A 17,407-nucleotide genomic window follows, 5' to 3' on the forward strand; every position below is an offset into this window, starting at 1 on the left:
GACACCGTCCTATTCGGCCGGTTGCGGGGTGCCCCCGGAACCGGAGGTCTTGTGGACGTCGGCAAGGTGTTCCTCCACCCAGATCGAGTGATGTTCCTTCGCCCAGTTGAGGTCGACCTCGCCGGTACCCATGGCGTCGAACGCGCCTTCCATGCCGATGGAGCCGATGTAGATGTGCGCCAGGATCACACAGATCATGAACACCGCCATGATCGAATGCCACAGCGCGTTGAGCTGCTGCTCCTGCAGCGCCGTCAGAGCTGTCGGCAGCTCCGTACCGAAAATCAGGTTCACCTTCTCAAACGTGTCGGCAAAGAAATGGGTGGTGAACGGAAACAAGAGCGCCCAGCCCGAGAGGGACAGGGACAGACCGCCGATGATCACCGACCAGAAGATCACCTTCTGGCCGGCGTTGAACTTCTTCGCCGGCGGATGCAGCTTTCTGGAAAAGATGCCGCCACCCTGGAGGAGCCACTTGATGTCGGTCCGGTCCGGCAGATTGTGGCGCACCCACATGACGAAGATCATCGCCAGCCCCGCCATGAAGGCGAAGGCGAGATAGTTGTGCAGGTACTTCCCCATCTGGGTGAGAAAGCCGAAGGCACCGTCGCCGATCACGGGCTTGAGCACATAGCGGCCGTAGAGGATGTTCAGCCCGGTCAGGCCGAGGATGATGAAGGAAACGCCGAGCATCCAGTGGCCGAAGCGCTCCACCGCCTTGAACCGGGTGATGGTCTTGTCCGACCTGCCATGCTCAATGCGGATACGGCCGCGGATGGCGTAGAACAGGCCGAGGAGGACGATGGTGCCGAGCAGCGCCCAGCTGGCGTAAAGCGTCAGCGGTCCGTTGCGGAACGAGCGCCAGGCCTCGCCTTCCGACTGGACCAGGGTTCCGGCCTTCTTGTCGGGAATGGAGACATTGCCCTGCAGGCCGTGGCGCACCGCACGCCAGTAGTCGGAATCGGACGTCGTGCCCAGCGTGTCGCCCGGAACCATGCCACCGGACGGACTTGCCTGCGGAGCCGCATCCGGCGCGAGCGAAGTTTGCGCCACGGCCGGATTGCCGGCGAGCGCCAAGACGATCAGGCTCAAGGCCAGAAGCGGCATCAGACCGCGCGAGCCGAACATTTTTATGGTTTTCCGGTTACAGATCATCTGGTCCTCCTGATGCCTCTTCCGCGCCCGGGTTTCCGTCCCCCGGTTGCGCATGGGGCTTGCAAGCCTGTTCGCCGATCAGAACTTCTGCTGTTCACCGCGCAAGCGTAATTCGCGCCGCTGCGCCTCCGTCAGGCCGGGATCCGTCTTGCCTTCATATTGGCCTTTTTCCAGCTTGATCGGCCTATTTTCTTCCTGTTCGCGGCATCCGGCAAGTCCGGTCAGAGCGAACAGCACGCCGACCAGGACCAAATGCCCCGCCGTTTTGATGGATTTGGAGATCATCGATCCGACTTCCCGACTACAGTCCGCGGTTCCGTTGCTATCAAGGCAGAGAACGGAGACGACTGGTCAGCCGCCTCCGTCCTTTTATCGTTCAAGCGATCCGCCAAGGGACGCTTTTAGAAGTTGCCGGCCTTCTGGCTGTAGGCGGTGCCCCAGCCCCAGGCGCCGGAGCCGAAGCCACGGGCAACCACACGCTCGCGATAGATCGCGGAGACCACATCGCCGTCACCGGCGAGCAGGGCCTTGGTGGAGCACATTTCCGCGCAGAGCGGCAGCTTGCCTTCCGCCAGACGGTTGCGGCCGTATTTCTGGAATTCGGCCGCGGAGTTGTCCTCTTCCGGACCGCCGGAGCAGAAGGTGCACTTGTCCATCTTGCCGCGGGAGCCGAAGTTACCGGCCTGCGGATACTGCGGCGCGCCGAAGGGGCACGCGTAGAAGCAGTAGCCGCAGCCGATGCACAGGTCCTTGGAGTGGAGCACCACACCCTCGTCGCTCTGGTAGAAGCAGTCCACCGGACAAACCGCCGTGCACGGTGCGTCGGAGCAGTGCATGCAGGCCACCGAGATGGACCGCTCGCCCGGCTTGCCGTCGTTGATGGTGACAACGCGGCGGCGGTTGATGCCCCAGGGCACCTCGTTTTCGTTCTTACAGGCAGTGACACAGGCGTTGCACTCGATGCAGCGTTCGGCGTCACAGAGGAATTTCATTCGTGCCATGAGTACTCCCTCCCTTAAGCCGCGCGCTCAATGCGGCACAATGTTGCTTTTGTTTCCTGCATCTGGGTGACGCTGTCGTATCCGTAGGTCTGAGCCGTGTTGGATGCTTCACCCAGGACATAGGGGTCGGCTCCGGCCGGGTACTTGCTCCGCAAGTCCTCGCCCTGGTAGTGACCGCCGAAGTGGAACGGCATGAAGGCCACGCCCCGGCCGACCCGTTCTGTCACCAAGGCCATTACCTTGACCTTGCCGCCTTCCGGACCGTGGACCCAGACCATCTCGCCGTCGCGGACACCAAGATCGTTGGCATCGGCGGTGTTGATTTCCACGAACATGTCCTGTTGCAGCTCGGCCAGCCATGGGTTGGACCGGGTTTCGTCACCGCCACCTTCGTACTCGACGAGGCGCCCTGAGGTCAGGATGGTCGGGAAGTCCTTCGAGAAGTCGTTCTCCTGGATCGACTTGTAGGCCGTTGGCACGCGCCAGAAGGACTTGTCCTCATAGGTCGCGTATTTGTCCAGAAGATCCCGGCGGTTGGTGTAGAGCGGCTCGCGGTGCAGCGGCACCGGATCCGGGAAGGTCCAGACCACCGCGCGGGCCTTGGCGTTGCCGAACGGCGCACAGCCGTGCTTGATCGCGACCCGCTGAATACCGCCGGACAGGTCGGTCTTCCAGTTGGTCTTGTCACCGGCAACCGCTTCGATCGCGGCAAGCTCCTCGGCGGTCAGGTCGCCATCCCAGCCCAGGCTCTTCAGCATGGCCATGGTGAATTCCGGATAACCGTCCTTGATTTCCGAGCCCTCCGGCCAGGAATCCTCGGCCAGGAGATTGTCGCCGTCGCGCTCCACCCCGAAGCGGGCGCGGAAGCACAGGCCGCCTTCGGCAACCGGGATCGACGGATCGTAGAGGTTCGCCGTTCCCGGATGGCCCATCTCCGCCGTTCCCCAGCACGGCCAGGGCATGCCGTAGAAATCGCCGTCGCACGGACCGCCATTTGCACGGAGGCTGGTGCGGTCGAAGGTGTGCTGGTTCTCCATGTGCAGCTTCATCCGCTCCGGCGACTGGCCGGTATAGCCGATGGTCCACATGCCCCGGTTGAATTCGCGGGTTATGTCCTCGACCAGCGGCTCCTCGCCATTGACCTCGATGTTCTTGAACATCTCGTCCGCGAAGCCGAGCTTCTTGGCGAGTTTGTACATGATCACGTGATCCGGCAGGGATTCAAACAGAGGCTCGACCACCTTTTCCCGCCACTGGAGGGAACGGTTGGATGCCGTGATCGACCCGTAGGTTTCGAACTGAGTCGCGGCCGGCAGCAGATAGACGCCGTCCTTGCGGTCGGACAGGACCGCGGACATGGTAGGATAGGGATCGATCACGACGAGCGTGTCGAGCTTTTCCATCGCCACCTTCATGTCCGGCAGGCGGGTCTGCGAGTTCGGCGCATGACCCCAGAACACCATCACCTTGGTGTTGTGCGGCTGTTGCAGCTTGTCCTCGTCTTCAAGCACGCCGTCGATCCAGCGGGACACCGGAATGCCCTTCTCGTTGATCATGGCGACGTCCTTGCCGTCCGTCCCCTTCATGGTGGCGAAGCGGCCGCGGATGTAGTTTACATCCACGTCCCAGACGCGGGCCCAATGGGCCCAAGAGCCGTCGGCAAGGCCGTAGTAACCCGGCAGGGTATCGGCCAGAACACCAAGGTCGGTCGCGCCCTGAACGTTGTCGTGGCCGCGGAAGATGTTGGTGCCGCCGCCGGACTTGCCCATGTTGCCCAGCGCAAGCTGCAGGACGCAGTAGGCACGGGTGTTGTTGTTGCCGTTGGTGTGCTGGGTGCCGCCCATGCACCAGATCACGGTGCCCGGCCGGTTGTTGGCCAGCGTCCGGGCAACGCGCTTGAGCTGCGAACCGGGCACGCCGGTGACGCGCTCGGTTTCTTCCGGCGTCCAGTTGGCGACTTCGGCCTTGATCTGATCCATGCCCCAGACGCGCTGGCGGATGAATTCCTTGTCTTCCCAGCCGTTATCGAAGATGTGCCACAGAATGCCCCAGACGAGGGCAACGTCCGTTCCGGGACGGAAGCGAACATATTCGGAGGCGTGGGCCGCCGTGCGCGTGAAACGCGGATCGCAGACGATCAGCGGCGCATTATTTTCTTCCTTCGCCTTCAGAACATGCAGCAGGGACACCGGGTGCGCCTCGGCCGGATTGCCGCCGATGATGAAGATGGCGCGCGAATTGTGAATATCGTTGTAGGAGTTGGTCATCGCGCCGTAGCCCCAGGTGTTGGCAACACCTGCGACCGTGGTCGAGTGACAGATACGCGCCTGGTGATCGACGTTGTTCGTGCCGAAGAAGGCCGCGAACTTGCGGATCAGATAGGCCTGCTCATTGCTGTGCTTGGCCGACCCTAGCCAGTAGACGCTGTCCGGACCGTCCTTTTCGCGCACGTCGAGGATCTTGTCGCCGAGTTCCTCGATGGCCTGATCCCAGGAAATGCGCTCCCACTTGCCGTTGACCAGTTTGGTCGGATACTTCAGCCGGCGCTCGCCATGGGCGTGTTCGCGTACCGCAGCGCCCTTGGCGCAATGAGACCCGAGGTTGAACGGGCTGTCGAAACCGGGCTCCTGACCGATCCAGACGCCGTCCTTGACTTCGGCCAGAACCGTGCAGCCGACGGAGCAATGGGTGCAGATCGACTTCTTGATATCGACCTTGCCGGCGGTCGCCGCCTGGGCCTGAGCCTTCTGTACCATGCCGCCGGATGCGGCCGAAATTGCGGCCAGACTGCCGGCTGCAACACCGGACCGGCGGAGGAACGTCCGGCGATCCATGGTGGTCGCGCCAAAGTCGGCCAGGGCAGATGAAAGCCGGCCACGCCGCGCCACACCGCTTGTCTTCTTTCTGAGCATTCTTGTCTCTCCCTCGATCGGAACCGTGAAGGACAGCCGTCCAGCCAATTCCCCGAACCGATCCGCCGCGTCGCAGACCGGTTAATTGTTCAGAACCGTGCGGTTTCGTAAGCTTTCTTCACGTGATCGGTTTCCCGATATCCGCTTCCGCCCTGCTCGACCGCCTCGGCGGCCTCAGCGGAACCGGCTACGACCGTCGCACCGCTTGCCAGAGCGCCAAGACTGGCGAGTTTCAAAAAGTTCCGCCGTCCGCCGACGTCCTGCTCTTTCCTGTCCTTCATTCTTTCTCTCCAGCTCTCATCTTTTGGATGCCGCATCAGCCCTCTCCGGCCAATCGTGCGGCGGTTTCTTGTCCTACCGTTCAGCGTCCGCCTATTGGGCCATGCCGAAAGCCTCGTCCTCGACAGAAATCAAAACGCCGCCGAGCGCACCCACGGCGGCGTAAAACGCATTTGTCTGTGTGGCGGCGAGATCCTTGAAGAAATGCCCTGCCCACGAACCGACATGCTTCTGGAAAAACGCCTTTTGCTCGGAAAGCGTCGCCGGCTCACCGAACTCGCCGACGATCATGCCTTCCATCATCTGCATCAAGGCGGCAATGTGGTCCTCCGGCTCGCTCACGCCCTCGGCACGTTCAATGCCGAGCCCGGCCATACTCGCCCTGAGGTCGGCAAGCGGCTTCTCATGGAGGAAACCGGTGAGATAGTAGGATGCATAGGGAACGAACTCGCCGCGTCCGAGACCGATGAAGAGGTCCTGATAGGCGCGTTTCAGACTACCGGCGTCTTCGGCCCGGGCAGCAGCGGCCAATCTGCCAATCGCCTCACCGACCGGCGTGTCATCGACAGTCAGCCCACGAATAGCCACGACTTCCTCTTCGGAAGGCGCGGCCTGTAGCAGGCGACCCACGAATCCATACAAGACAGCCCGGTCGCTGTCTTCCGGCGCGATCGAAATTTCCTGCGACGTCATTTGCGACATCAATGCATTCTCCCTCAGGCTGAAATCATCGCTCTGAACCTGACGAGCCGCAAATGAAATCCTTACTGCGTCGCAATATTAGGCACTTTTAATTTGCTCCTACTTCTATTTTCTTCTTTTCTGGAAAATAATACATATAAACAACGCAAAACAACAATTACCATTGCAGCGCAAAATCGCGCGCCACGAAGCGGGTCTCGCCTCGAAACGGCGCTTCAGCCGAGACTCGGAGCAGAATCTTCGGTTCGAAGGTCACTGGATTCAGTTTTGCTCAGCTTTAACATATTCATTTTTTTGAATTTATAGATGTGCAAATCTGCATAAATTTTATATTTTTCAATGAATTAGGAAATACTTTATGCCGAATTTCGATTTTCGTTGGAAGTTGACGAAAACTACACAACGAACCCTTGCCCTGCACCCCGACCGGTGATCAGAGCGGTATATGTTGCACCGCAAAACAACAAATTGAAAAAGACCTTTTCGCCCAGAAAAAAATTGCCTCCGAGCCTCAACTTAAAAGAGCCGCCTCAGAGTAAGGCGGCTCTTTACGCAGAGACAGTTCGCTCCGGCAGATAACCGGGCCGGATTATTCGATGACGATCTTCGGAGCGGCCCGCTGTTCATCCCCCGCGTAACGGGCGATTTCGGCCATCACCTTTGCCGCAATCTCCCGGTAGATCTTCGCATGGGGACCGTCGGGATCGGAAACAACGACCGGCGTGCCGGCATCCGACGTTTCGCGGATCTGCATGTCGAGCGGCACTTCACCCAGGAACGGCACGCCGAGCTTTTCCGCTTCCGCCCGTGCGCCGCCGTGACCGAAGATGTCATGCCTGCCGCCGCAGTCGGGGCAAAGGAAATAACTCATGTTTTCAATGATACCGAGCACGGGGACATCGACGCGTCGGAACATGTTGAGCCCCTTGCGCGCGTCGATCAGCGCCAGATCCTGGGGCGTGGAGACGACGACGGCGCCGGCCAGTGGCACCTGCTGGGCCATGGTGAGCTGTGCATCGCCTGTTCCAGGCGGCATATCGACCACGAGCACATCGAGCTCGCCCCAGGCGACTTCGCGCAACATCTGGGTCAGCGCGGAAATGACCATCGGGCCGCGCCAGATCATCGGCGTGTCTTCCTCGACCATGAAGCCCATGGACATGACCTTCACGCCATAGCCTTCCAACGGCTTGAGGATGCGTCCCGAAACCGGTTCCGGCCGTCCGGTGACCCGGAAAAGGCGGGGAACGGACGGGCCGTAGATATCCGCATCGAGCACCCCGACCTTGAGGCCGTTGGCCTGCAGCGCCAGGGCGAGATTGGCCGTGGTGGTCGACTTGCCGACACCGCCCTTGCCCGAGGCGACGGCGATGATGTGCTTGACGCCGGGAACACCCGGCTTTTGAACCGGTTGCTCCGGGGCCTGTGCCTTCGCGCGCGCCTGCATCGGCGGTGGCACACTACCGACCTGCGCCTTTGACGGCGCCGGGCGCACAGGTGCCGAGCCGGAACTGCCCGCGGCTTTTTCAGCGGTCAGCGCGACCATGGCGTTCTCGACGCCCGGGATTTCCTTGACCACCTTTTCCGCGGCCTGGCGCAGGGGTTCGAGCGCCTGGGCACGATCGGCCGGCACGGTTATGGAGAAGGCAACGCGGCCATCGGATACGAAGATTTCCGACAGAAGGCCCAATGAGACCAAGTCCCCTTCCAGATCCGGTCCCTTGACCTTCGACAGCCGCTCCAGCACCGCCTTCTTTATGTCTTCGCTCATTCCGTTGCCCCGGTTCGCGTCTCAATTCCGACGGCCGCTGCTCGGCCTTCACATGTGCGCATAACGTAGTCACGCATTGTGGGGCGTCAATGGAAACCGGAAAGGCATTGCTCCTGCGGCGGCAAATCACCTTGTCACGGCTAGCCTCTTTCGGAGAATCGCCGCATGACTTCCCAGGCACCGCCTTCCCTTCCCGACCGAGAGACTCACCATGACCACGATCCTCATCACTGGCGCCAATCGCGGTATCGGCTTCGCGCTCGCAAAAGCTGCTCTCGAAAAAGGCTGGACCGTCTACGGCTCCGCCCGCACACAGACCCAGGCGGAGGAAACAGCTGCGAAACTCGGTCCGAATTTCCGGCCGCTTACCTTCGACGTGACCGACCACGAGGCCGTCAGACAGGCAGCCGCGAGCCTCGACACTCCCATAGACATTCTGATCAACAACGCCGGCATCATCGGATCGGATCGGCAGTCAACGCTGGACATGGATTTTGCGGGCTTTGCGCAAACGCTCGCCATCAACACGCTTGCTCCGCTCGCCGTCGCACAGGCCTTTCTGCCGCAGATCCGCAAGGCGGAGCGAGGCCGGATCCTGACCGTTTCCAGCCAGATGGCGTGGATGGGCTACGGGAAGTCGGACCGGATCGCCTACCGGGCCTCGAAGGCGGCCGTCAACAAGGTGATGCAGGGGCTTGCCACCGACCTTGAAGCGGACAAGATCGCGGTCGCGCTGATCGATCCGGGCTGGGTGCGCACCGACATGGGCGGAGCTGAGGCCGATCACGAGGCCACCGATGTCGCCGCCGGCATCGTCCGGATCGCTGATCGTCTGTCCATGGACGATACTGGAAAATTCTTCAAATGGTCAGGTGAAGAGCGGCCGTTCTAGTTCCAGATCCACCACAACCGAGATAACCAGATTTTCGGAAAAGCAAGCATTCGGAGAAATCCGTAACGATCCGGCAATGCTCCCGTAAGGTTAGGACATTATAATGACTTAACTTGCGTGGAATTCAGCCGAATTTTCATAAAATTTGAACGAATTGAGGCGCAGGCTCGAAACATCGGAACGTCGATGGGAAGAGACGAGCCATGCATTTATACCGAGTTTGTTACCGGTGCCGGATCGACTGGACGCATATGTCGCGGCCGCTCTCGGCAGAAATTGAAAGAAGCCTGGCGCGTGTCCGGCGCATCAACCGCCGATCCGGCGTGACCGGTGCCCTGTTTCTTGCCGACCAGCACATCGTTCAGGTCCTCGAAGGCGACCCCGGCCCCGTGCTCGACACGGTCTACTGCGTTTTGACCGATCCGCGCCTGAACACGCTGGAAGCCATCTTCCATGAACCGGCAGAAGACCGGCTCTTTCCCAATTGCCTGATGTTTTTCCGCGATCTGACCGATGGCGTCGACGCGGCACTCAATCCGGTCCTGAAGCCGCTCCTGGAAAATACCTCTGACCTCACGCGTGCATCGGCCCTGGAAGCTGTCGAGCACTATTCGTCGGAATTGCTCGAAGGTCGCCTGACCAACACCATGCTTATGATCTGAGACCTGCCGTCTCGTCCGATTTCCCAAATTTCGTTTTTTGGGTTTTTAGCGTGGCTTTCACGCCTGCGTCCGGTAAGGATGGGTCTTCTCTTTCCGCAGCCCCGATCCCGCATCCTTTCCGTTTTCCGTCATGACGCTTTCGCCTCCGTCGCTGCAATCCTTCTCCGCCGGGCTTCTGGCCTCCATCGTCGGCACCGCCAGTTCCTTTGCGGTCGTCGTCCAAGGCCTGCTTGCCGTCGGCGCCAGTTCCGATCAGGCTGCCAGCGGTCTGATGGCCCTGTCAATCGCCATGGGCGCTTGTGCGATCGTGGCGGCCCTTGCCACGCGCATGCCGATCAGCATCGCGTGGTCAACCCCGGGCGCTGCCCTGCTGGCAACCGGCGGCGCGGTCGATGGCGGCTTTCCGGCGGCGGTCGGTGCCTTCATCCTGTGCGCACTCTTGATCATTGCGGCCGGCCTGTTCCGGCCGCTCGGACGGGCGGTGGCCGCAATCCCCATGCCGCTTGCCAATGCGATGCTGGCGGGCGTCCTGTTCGGCCTGTGCCTGGCGCCGGCCCGCGCCATCGGTGAGTTTCCGATCGAAGCCCTGACCATTATCGTCGTCTGGGCGCTCGCCTTCCGCTTCCGGCGCCTATACGCCGTCCCGCTCGCCGTGCTGACGACCGCGATCCTGATCTATCTCACCAGTGATCCGGCCCAGTTTGGTGGATTGAGTGTGTTGACACGCCCGGTCCTGGTCATGCCCGAATTTACCCTGGGCGCCGCTATCGGGATCGGTCTGCCCTTGTTCATCGTCACCATGGCGTCCCAGAACATTCCCGGAATGGCAGTGCTTTCGGTCAACAACTACTTTCCGGACGGCGGCCGGCTGTTCAGCCTGACCGGTGTCTTCAGTCTGTTCGCGGCTCCCTTCGGCGGGCACGCGGTCAATCTGGCTGCGATCACGGCCGCCATGTGCGCCGGCGAGGACGCCGATCCGGACCCCAAGCGCCGCTACTGGGCGGCGGCCTTCAGCGGATTTTTCTATATCCTGTTCGGTCTCGTCGCGGCCGCCGCCACGACCTTTATCGCTGCCGCGCCTCCGGTGCTGATCGAGGCGGTGGCCGGCCTTGCCCTGATCGGCGCCTTCGCCAATTCGCTCATGGCCGCGACCCGGGACGCAGAAACGCGGGAAGCCGCCATCCTCACCTTTCTCATAACCGCTTCGGGCCTGAGCTTCTTCGGTGTCTCCGGCGCATTCTGGGGACTGATCGCCGGCGGCGCCTTCATGGCGCTGATGCGGTTCAGGCGTAACGCACCGTAATGATCTTGCCCAAGACGGACACACTGCCTACTCTTTCCAGAATGAACGACGAACCCTCTTCAGCAGATAGCTATCTCCTGCGCCCCGACCCCACGGATTCGCGCCTGTCGACCTCGGTCCGCGGGATCGATCAGGACGGCCGGCCGGTCGACACACAGGTGGTGACCGAGAAGGCGCTGACGCTTTACCTGAACTCCCAGGAAGTGGTCACCATGATGACCATCGGCGACCATCCGGACCTGCTGGCGGTCGGTTATCTGAAAAACCAGAACATGCTGCGGGCCGACGATGTCATTACCGGCATCGATTACGACGACGATCTGGAAGTGGTCGTGGTGCGCACGGAGCGGGAAACGAATTACGAGGAAAAGCTCAAGAAGAAGGTGCGCACCTCCGGCTGCGCGCAGGGCACCGTCTTCGGCGACGTCATGGAGAGTTTCGACGAGGTGCGGCTGACCTCCGACGCCCGGCTGAAAACTTCCTGGCTCTACAATCTCACCAAGGTCATCAACACCACGCCGTCGCTCTATCTGGAGGCCGGCGCGATCCATGGCTGCGTGCTGTGCCAGGAAGACAAGGCGCTGGTCTATATGGAAGATGTCGGGCGGCACAATGCCGTCGACAAGATCGCCGGCTGGATGACCCTCAACAATGTGCCTGCCCACGACAAGATCTTCTACACCACCGGTCGGCTGACCTCGGAAATGGTGATCAAGACCGTTATGATGGGCATTCCGATCCTGGTGTCCCGCTCCGGCTTCACCGCCTGGGGCGTCGACCTTGCAAGACGCGCGGGCCTGACTCTGGTCGGTCGGGCACGGGGCAAGCGCTTCATTGCCTTATCCGGAGAAGACCGGATCGACTTCGACATGGAACCGTCCTCCGCCGAGGACGAACCGGACAAGGTCCGGCGCAAGGGGAGCCTTGCCGCGGAATGACGCAAACACCTTCTGATCCAATGGACAAAAACAGCGTTCTCACCTGCATTCTGGCCGGCGGTCAGTCGCGACGCATGGGCGGCGGCGACAAGACGCTGATCGATATCGGCGGCAAATCGATGCTGGCCCATATCATCGACCGGCTGTCACCACAGACCGGCCGGATTATCCTGAACGCCAATGGCGATCCGGCGCGCTTTGCGGAATTCGGGTTTCCCGTCGCAGCCGATCCGGTTGGGGACTATGCAGGCCCCCTCGCAGGCATCCTCGCCGGCCTCATCTACGCCCGTAACCACGCACCCGATGTGCGCTACGTAGTGTCGGTCGCCGGCGATACCCCATTCTTTCCTAAGACGCTGGTGTCTGCGCTGTTGGACGCAGTGCCTGCCGACCGGCCGGTGATTGCGCTGGCGAGTTCCCATGACCGGCTTCATCCGGTCTTCGGATTGTGGCCCGTCGCCCTCGCCGATGACCTGCACGACTGGCTCTCCAGCGGTCAGAGCGGCAAGGTCCTTGCCTTTGTCGACCGTCACGACAGCGTCGAAGTCGCCTTCGAAGACGACGAGACGGGCATAGATCCGTTTTTCAACGCCAATCGGCCGGAGGATCTTGAAACCGCCCGCCGTGCCATAGGGCTGATCTCGGGATGATTGAGCAACGCGTATTCGGAATTACCGGGTGGAAGAACTCCGGCAAGACCCGTCTTGTCACACGTCTCGTAGCGGAATTCACCCGGCGCGGCTACAAGGTGTCGACCGTCAAGCACGCCCACCACAACTTCGACATCGACAAAAAGGACACCGACAGCTACCGGCACCGGGAGGCCGGGGCGGTCGAGGTCGCGCTCGTGTCGGGCAACCGCTGGGCGCTGATGCATGAGCTCCGGGGCGCGGACGAACCGACCCTGGACGACATCCTCTCGCGGATTGCGCCATGCGACCTGGTGTTGATCGAGGGCTACAAACGCGAAGGCCATCCAAAGATTGAAGCCCGGCGCACCGCTTCGACCAACTCCGAAGCGCTGGCGCCGAACGATCCCGCCATTGTCGCGATCGCGGCAGATCACCCTGTTGCAGATGGTGGACTGCCGGTTTTCGATCTGGACGATATCGGCGCGATGGCCGACTTTATTGCCAAACACGTTCAACTCGGGGAACCGGACGGTGACGGCTAAACCTCTGCTCGACGACTGCTTCCTGCATGACAAGGACCGGCTGCGGCACGCCGAGGCGCTGGCGATCCTCAAGGAGCGGATGCATTGCGTGACGGAGCCGGAAGATATCCCGCTGGAGCAGGCTAACGGCCGCATTCTCGCCGAAGAGATCGCGGCTCCGCGCGACGTTCCCCAGTCGGACAATTCCGCGGTCGACGGCTACGCGTTCCGCTTTGAGGACCATGAAGAAGCCGGCGGCTTCTTTCGGCTGGAGCAACGGATCGCGGCCGGACATCCGAGCGAGACGCTGCTCGGCCCCTGGGGGGCGGCGCGGATCTTTACCGGCGCGCTCATGCCGCCGGGGGGCGATACGGTTGCCATGCAGGAAGACTGCGAAACCCACGAGCAGGACGGCCAATCCTTCGTGATCGTCCCCGCCGGACTGAAGAAAGGCGCCAATTGCCGCAAGGCCGGAGAGGATCTCGCCAAAGGCACGGTGCTGCTGTCCCCCGGTCATCGGTTGCGGCCGCAGGATCTTGCCGCCATCGCCTCGACCGGGCGGGGCACTGTTCGGGTCTACCGGAAGGTCCGGGTCGCGCTGATGTCCACAGGCGACGAGATCCGCCGCCCGGGAACAGAGCTGCAATCCGGCGAAGTCTACGATTCCAATCACTTCCTGCTACGGGCTCTGTGTCAGAACCTGGATGTGGAGATCGAAGATCTCGGTGTCCTGAAGGATGATGCGGAGACGATTGCCACCACGATGCAGGCGGCGGCGGAGCGCTCGGATATTCTGCTGACCACGGGCGGTGCCAGCCGTGGCGAGGAAGACCATGTCCTGTCCAGCCTGGACCGGCTCGGCAAGCGGCACATGTGGCAACTGGCAATCAAGCCCGGCCGGCCGATGATGTTCGGCCAGATCGGGTCTTGCGTCTTTCTCGGACTTCCCGGCAACCCGGTCGCCGCGATGGTGTGCTTTCTGCTCTATGCCCGCCCGGTTCTTTCCGTGCTCGGCGGCGGCCCGTTCCTGGAGCCGTGCCGATTTCAGGTTCCGGCCGATTTCGAGGTACCCAAGAAGAAACCGGACCGGCGGGAATTCTACCGGGGCATCCTGGACAGGGATGAGGACGGGCGCACAATCGTGCGCAAGTTCGACCGGGACGGGTCCGGCCTGATCACCGGCTTGCGCGAAGCAAATGGCCTAATCGAAATCCCGGAAGAGGCCACCTCGGTTCCCCGCGGTAGCCTCGTCGATTTCATTCCGTTCTTTTAAGAGCCAACCGTCTTCGGTCGCCGTTTGGACGACCTCCTCAGACTTCCTCTTCCTCGACGATCCAAGGCTCCTTGATCGCCGCGTCCTGCCATACGATCCAGGCAGGCAACGACGTCATGGCTGAGCTGTAAGCCGCCACTGCCGGATCGTCGGACAGCAGATAGGTGCCGAACCGGCTGACCACCGGGGCGTACATGGCATCGGCGATGGTGAAAGGACCGTACAGGAACGGCCCGCCGGACCGGTCGAGGCAGTCACGCCAGATGGCGGTGATCCGGTCAATGTCCGCCTGCACCTTGGCATCGATGGCGATCCGGCCCGGCTTCCGGCGCATGTTCATCGGACAGGCGGATCGCAATGCGCCAAATCCTGAATGCATCTCGGCGGAAATCGCCCGGGCTTGGGCGCGCAGGCCGACGTCGCCCGGCCACAATCCCGCGTCCGGAAAGACATCCGCCGCATATTCCAGGATAGCGAGCGATTCCCAGACGGTCAGAGAGCCGTTCTTGAGAATCGGCACCTTCATGGTCGGAGAGAATGGCCGGAAGGCAGGGTTGCCATTCTTGAAATCAAACGGGACCAGTTCCTCCCAAAAGGGAATACCGGCCTGTTTCAGACCGATCCACGGGCGGAACGACCAGGAAGAATAATTCTTGTTTCCGATGAACAGCTGAAAATCCGGCAAGCTCTCACTCCGCCTTTGCCACAGTCGACCGCATTCAAATGGGCAATTTCATCCGCTTTACCCGCTTCTTTGGAAAAATCTGCCCGCCTGAATCGGCGTGAACAGGAAAACGCTACGGCATCTACCCTGCGTTTCTACAAAATCTTGCCTGATACCCCGGGATTAACGGTTGAATTTTACGAAAAAATGATGGGAATATTGGCATTCGGCGAGACTGGCATATCCGTGCCGCTCCGCTCAACAAGTTATTTAGGGGACCAAAATTATGTACATCAAGCGTTTGGCTGCCGCCGCCGCTATCGTTCTGGCCGCCGCTGGCGGCGTGCAGGCAAAGGACTGGTCGAAGGTCCGGATCGGTACCGAAGGCGCCTATCCTCCGTTCAACTCCCTGACCTCTGACGGCCAACTCGTCGGCTTCGACATCGATATCGCAAACGCGCTTTGCGAGGAGATGAAGGTTGAATGCGAATTCGTCACCCAGGACTGGGACGGCATGATCCCGGCCCTGCAGGCCGGCAAGTTCGACGCGGTCATCGCTTCCATGTCGATCACCGAAGAGCGCAAGCAGAAGGTCGACTTCACCAACAAGTACTACAATACCCCGCCGGCAATCGCCGTGCCGAAGGACTCCAAGCTCACCGGCACGACCGACGCCGACCTGAAGGGTGTGATGCTGGGTGCCCAGTCGTCGACGACGCATTCGAACTACGCGGAAGAAAAGCTGCCTTCGGCTGACCTCAAGCTCTATCCGACGCCGGACGAGTACAAGCTCGACATTGCCAACGGCCGTATCGATGCCGTGATCGATGACGTGGTGGTGCTTTCCGACTGGCTCAAGTCAGATGACGGCACCTGCTGCAAGCTCCTCGGCACCCTGACCCCGGATCCGGTGATCAACGGCGAAGGCGCCGGTATCGCGATCCGCAAGGAAGACGGTGACCTGAAGGAAATGCTCAACAAGGCCATCGCTGGGATCCTGGCGAGCGGAAAATACAAGGAAATCAACGACAAGTACTTTGATTTCGACGTCTATGGCGGCTAGTCAGATCTAGCAGACCGCATGATACAAGAGCGCGGCGAAAGTCTATCCGCCGCGCTCTTTGCTTAAGGGGGAACAGCATGCAGGTGGCGCCAAGCGCATGAACGAAGCACTGACGCTCTTGTCCTTCGGGGACGCCGGTTGGGGCGATGAAATCGCGCACGGCGTTCTGATCACCGTCTCGCTCGCCATTGCCACCCTTCCGTTCGGATTGGCCCTCGGCTTTATCCTGGCTCTAGCCAAGAAAAACGACGATCCCTCCCTTCGCCTTGCGGCCAATATCTACACGACGATTTTCCGCGGCCTTCCGGAGCTGCTCACCCTCTTTCTCGTCTACTTCGGTGTCCAGATCGCCATCCAGCAGCTTCTGAAGCTCATGGGAGTGGACGCCTATATCGAGGTCAACTCCTTTGTCGCCGGCATGGTAGCCCTTGCCTTGGTATTTTCGTCCTACGCGTCGGAAGCCTTCCTGTCCGCGTTTCGCGGCATCCCGCAGGGCCAGTATGAAGGCGGATATTCGCTCGGCCTGTCGCGCGGCAAGACCATGCGGCTCATCATCCTGCCACAGCTTATCCGGCTTGCCCTGCCCGCGCTCGGAAACCTCTGGCTCATCCTGCTGAAAGACACCGCGCTGATCTCGGTAGTCGGGCTCTCCGACCTGGTCCGGCAGTCGGGCATCGCCGCACGCGTCACGAAGGAACCGTTCCTGTTCTTCGGTACCGCCTGCCTGATCTACGTGGTCCTCGCCATGATTTCGTCCATTGGCCTTTCCCGCATCGAGATCTGGTCGAAACGGGGGGAGATGGAACGGTAATGTCCTCCCCAGCATCCACCCCTCTTCGACCGCCTCCGGTCACCCGGCCCTGGAGCAAATCACGGATCGTCGGTCATGTCCTGATGGCGCTGTGGATCGTTGCCGGTGCCGCGCTTCTCTACTATCTCAGCCTTAATGTGGTCAGCCCGTTCTTCCTGAAGTACTGGCCGGAATATGTCGACGGCTTCATCGTCACGATACAGATCGTGGGCCTGTCGCTGCTGATCGGAGCGGCCCTTTCCGTTCCGATCGCGCTAGCGCGGTCGTCCAAGAGCCGCATCCTGAGCGGCCTCGCCTACGGCTATGTCTACTTTTTCCGCGGCACGCCCCTGCTTGCCCAGACGTTTCTGATCTACTACGGCGCAGGTTCCTTCCGCGAGGCTTTGGACAATGTCGGACTATGGTGGTTTTTCCGAGACGCGACCTATTGTGTGATCTTTGCCTTTTCGCTGAACACGTCGGCCTACCAGGCGGAAATCCTGCGCGGGGCAATCGAGAATGTGCCGAGAGGGCAATGGGAGGGCGGCAAGGCTCTTGGCCTGTCAAAGCCGGTGATCTTCTTCAAGATCATTCTGCCCCAGGCCCTGATGGTGGCACTCAGGCCCTATGGCAACGAAATCATCCTGATGATCAAGGGGTCCGCGATTGCGGCCATCGTCACGATCTACGACATCATGGGCGAAACCCGGCGCGCCTATTCGCGTTCCTACGATTTCCAGGCCTATATCTGGGCGGCGGTCCTGTATCTGCTCCTGGTGGAAACACTGCGCCGGGTCTGGGACAAGCTGGAAATTCGCCTCACACGCCACCTGATCCGCTGAGCCAACC

At 61.1% G+C, this 17,407-nt stretch carries 18 protein-coding genes; 10 read left to right on the plus strand and 8 right to left on the minus strand.

Annotation, left to right across the window (positions count from 1 at the left end; all coding sequences use genetic code 11):
* Nucleotides 1–9 precede the first annotated feature (9 nt).
* From ABIN98_RS21120 to apbC, 7 genes are all read right to left on the minus strand, one after another.
* On the minus strand, nucleotides 10–1,128 hold the full coding sequence (locus ABIN98_RS21120) for a formate dehydrogenase subunit gamma (RefSeq protein WP_346912819.1): 1,119 nt from the start codon (nucleotides 1,126–1,128) through the stop codon (nucleotides 10–12).
* 105 nt (nucleotides 1,129–1,233) lie between these two features.
* Nucleotides 1,234–1,440 (minus strand): hypothetical protein, encoded by a 207-nt coding sequence (locus ABIN98_RS21125; RefSeq protein WP_346912821.1) that lies wholly within the window; start codon nucleotides 1,438–1,440, stop codon nucleotides 1,234–1,236.
* A 116-nt stretch (nucleotides 1,441–1,556) separates the two neighbouring features.
* Nucleotides 1,557–2,156, minus strand: a complete 600-nt coding sequence (gene fdh3B, locus ABIN98_RS21130; RefSeq protein WP_346912823.1) for a formate dehydrogenase FDH3 subunit beta — start codon at nucleotides 2,154–2,156, stop codon at nucleotides 1,557–1,559.
* Between the two features lie 14 nt (nucleotides 2,157–2,170).
* On the minus strand, nucleotides 2,171–5,068 hold the full coding sequence (locus ABIN98_RS21135) for a formate dehydrogenase subunit alpha (protein ID WP_346912825.1): 2,898 nt from the start codon (nucleotides 5,066–5,068) through the stop codon (nucleotides 2,171–2,173).
* 89 nt (nucleotides 5,069–5,157) lie between these two features.
* Nucleotides 5,158–5,349 carry a twin-arginine translocation signal domain-containing protein gene (locus ABIN98_RS21140; RefSeq protein ID WP_346912827.1) on the minus strand — a complete coding sequence of 64 codons (192 nt, stop codon included), beginning with the start codon at nucleotides 5,347–5,349 and terminating at the stop codon, nucleotides 5,158–5,160.
* Between the two features lie 91 nt (nucleotides 5,350–5,440).
* Nucleotides 5,441–6,049, minus strand: a complete 609-nt coding sequence (locus ABIN98_RS21145) for a molecular chaperone TorD family protein (RefSeq protein WP_346912829.1) — start codon at nucleotides 6,047–6,049, stop codon at nucleotides 5,441–5,443.
* A gap of 589 nt (nucleotides 6,050–6,638) precedes the next feature.
* Nucleotides 6,639–7,820: an iron-sulfur cluster carrier protein ApbC gene (gene apbC / locus ABIN98_RS21150; protein WP_346912831.1), complete on the minus strand. Its 1,182-nt coding sequence runs from the start codon at nucleotides 7,818–7,820 to the stop codon at nucleotides 6,639–6,641.
* A 211-nt stretch (nucleotides 7,821–8,031) separates the two neighbouring features.
* Between apbC and ABIN98_RS21155 the strand changes: the two genes are divergently transcribed.
* The 7 genes from ABIN98_RS21155 (at nucleotide 8,032) to glp (ending at nucleotide 14,041) form a co-directional block, all read left to right on the plus strand.
* On the plus strand, nucleotides 8,032–8,712 hold the full coding sequence (locus ABIN98_RS21155; protein WP_346912833.1) for an SDR family oxidoreductase: 681 nt from the start codon (nucleotides 8,032–8,034) through the stop codon (nucleotides 8,710–8,712).
* A 203-nt stretch (nucleotides 8,713–8,915) separates the two neighbouring features.
* The gene (locus ABIN98_RS21160) at nucleotides 8,916–9,374 is read left to right on the plus strand and encodes a BLUF domain-containing protein (RefSeq protein ID WP_346912835.1); all 459 of its coding nucleotides are present in this window, start codon (nucleotides 8,916–8,918) and stop codon (nucleotides 9,372–9,374) included.
* Between the two features lie 130 nt (nucleotides 9,375–9,504).
* Nucleotides 9,505–10,677: a benzoate/H(+) symporter BenE family transporter gene (locus tag ABIN98_RS21165; RefSeq protein WP_346912837.1), complete on the plus strand. Its 1,173-nt coding sequence runs from the start codon at nucleotides 9,505–9,507 to the stop codon at nucleotides 10,675–10,677.
* Between the two features lie 41 nt (nucleotides 10,678–10,718).
* Nucleotides 10,719–11,615, plus strand: coding sequence for a formate dehydrogenase accessory sulfurtransferase FdhD (gene fdhD, locus ABIN98_RS21170; RefSeq protein ID WP_346912839.1), 897 nt, complete (start codon nucleotides 10,719–10,721; stop codon nucleotides 11,613–11,615).
* A 20-nt stretch (nucleotides 11,616–11,635) separates the two neighbouring features.
* Complete coding sequence (mobA, locus tag ABIN98_RS21175) at nucleotides 11,636–12,265, plus strand: molybdenum cofactor guanylyltransferase MobA (RefSeq protein WP_394701578.1); 630 nt, start codon at nucleotides 11,636–11,638, stop codon at nucleotides 12,263–12,265.
* The gene (gene mobB / locus ABIN98_RS21180) at nucleotides 12,262–12,789 is read left to right on the plus strand and encodes a molybdopterin-guanine dinucleotide biosynthesis protein B (protein WP_346912843.1); all 528 of its coding nucleotides are present in this window, start codon (nucleotides 12,262–12,264) and stop codon (nucleotides 12,787–12,789) included. Before mobA ends, mobB begins: the two co-directional genes overlap by 4 nt.
* Complete coding sequence (gene glp, locus ABIN98_RS21185; RefSeq protein ID WP_346912845.1) at nucleotides 12,779–14,041, plus strand: gephyrin-like molybdotransferase Glp; 1,263 nt, start codon at nucleotides 12,779–12,781, stop codon at nucleotides 14,039–14,041. Before mobB ends, glp begins: the two co-directional genes overlap by 11 nt.
* Nucleotides 14,042–14,078: 37 nt before the next feature.
* Here the strand turns inward: glp and ABIN98_RS21190 are convergent, their stop codons facing one another.
* Nucleotides 14,079–14,726, minus strand: coding sequence for a glutathione S-transferase family protein (locus ABIN98_RS21190; RefSeq protein ID WP_346912847.1), 648 nt, complete (start codon nucleotides 14,724–14,726; stop codon nucleotides 14,079–14,081).
* A 265-nt stretch (nucleotides 14,727–14,991) separates the two neighbouring features.
* Here ABIN98_RS21190 and ABIN98_RS21195 point away from each other — a divergent pair, with 265 nt between their 5' ends.
* The 3 genes from ABIN98_RS21195 to ABIN98_RS21205 all read left to right on the plus strand — a co-directional run bounded on the left by ABIN98_RS21195 (nucleotide 14,992) and on the right by ABIN98_RS21205 (nucleotide 17,400).
* Nucleotides 14,992–15,768, plus strand: coding sequence for an ABC transporter substrate-binding protein (locus ABIN98_RS21195; RefSeq protein WP_346912849.1), 777 nt, complete (start codon nucleotides 14,992–14,994; stop codon nucleotides 15,766–15,768).
* A 97-nt stretch (nucleotides 15,769–15,865) separates the two neighbouring features.
* Nucleotides 15,866–16,579: an ABC transporter permease gene (locus ABIN98_RS21200; RefSeq protein ID WP_346912851.1), complete on the plus strand. Its 714-nt coding sequence runs from the start codon at nucleotides 15,866–15,868 to the stop codon at nucleotides 16,577–16,579.
* On the plus strand, nucleotides 16,579–17,400 hold the full coding sequence (locus ABIN98_RS21205) for an ABC transporter permease (protein ID WP_346912853.1): 822 nt from the start codon (nucleotides 16,579–16,581) through the stop codon (nucleotides 17,398–17,400). Before ABIN98_RS21200 ends, ABIN98_RS21205 begins: the two co-directional genes overlap by 1 nt.
* The last annotated feature ends 7 nt before the right edge of the window (nucleotides 17,401–17,407 follow it).

It is taken from the genome of uncultured Roseibium sp. (assembly GCF_963675095.2).
In the GTDB taxonomy this organism is placed as follows: Bacteria; Pseudomonadota; Alphaproteobacteria; order Rhizobiales; family Stappiaceae; genus Roseibium.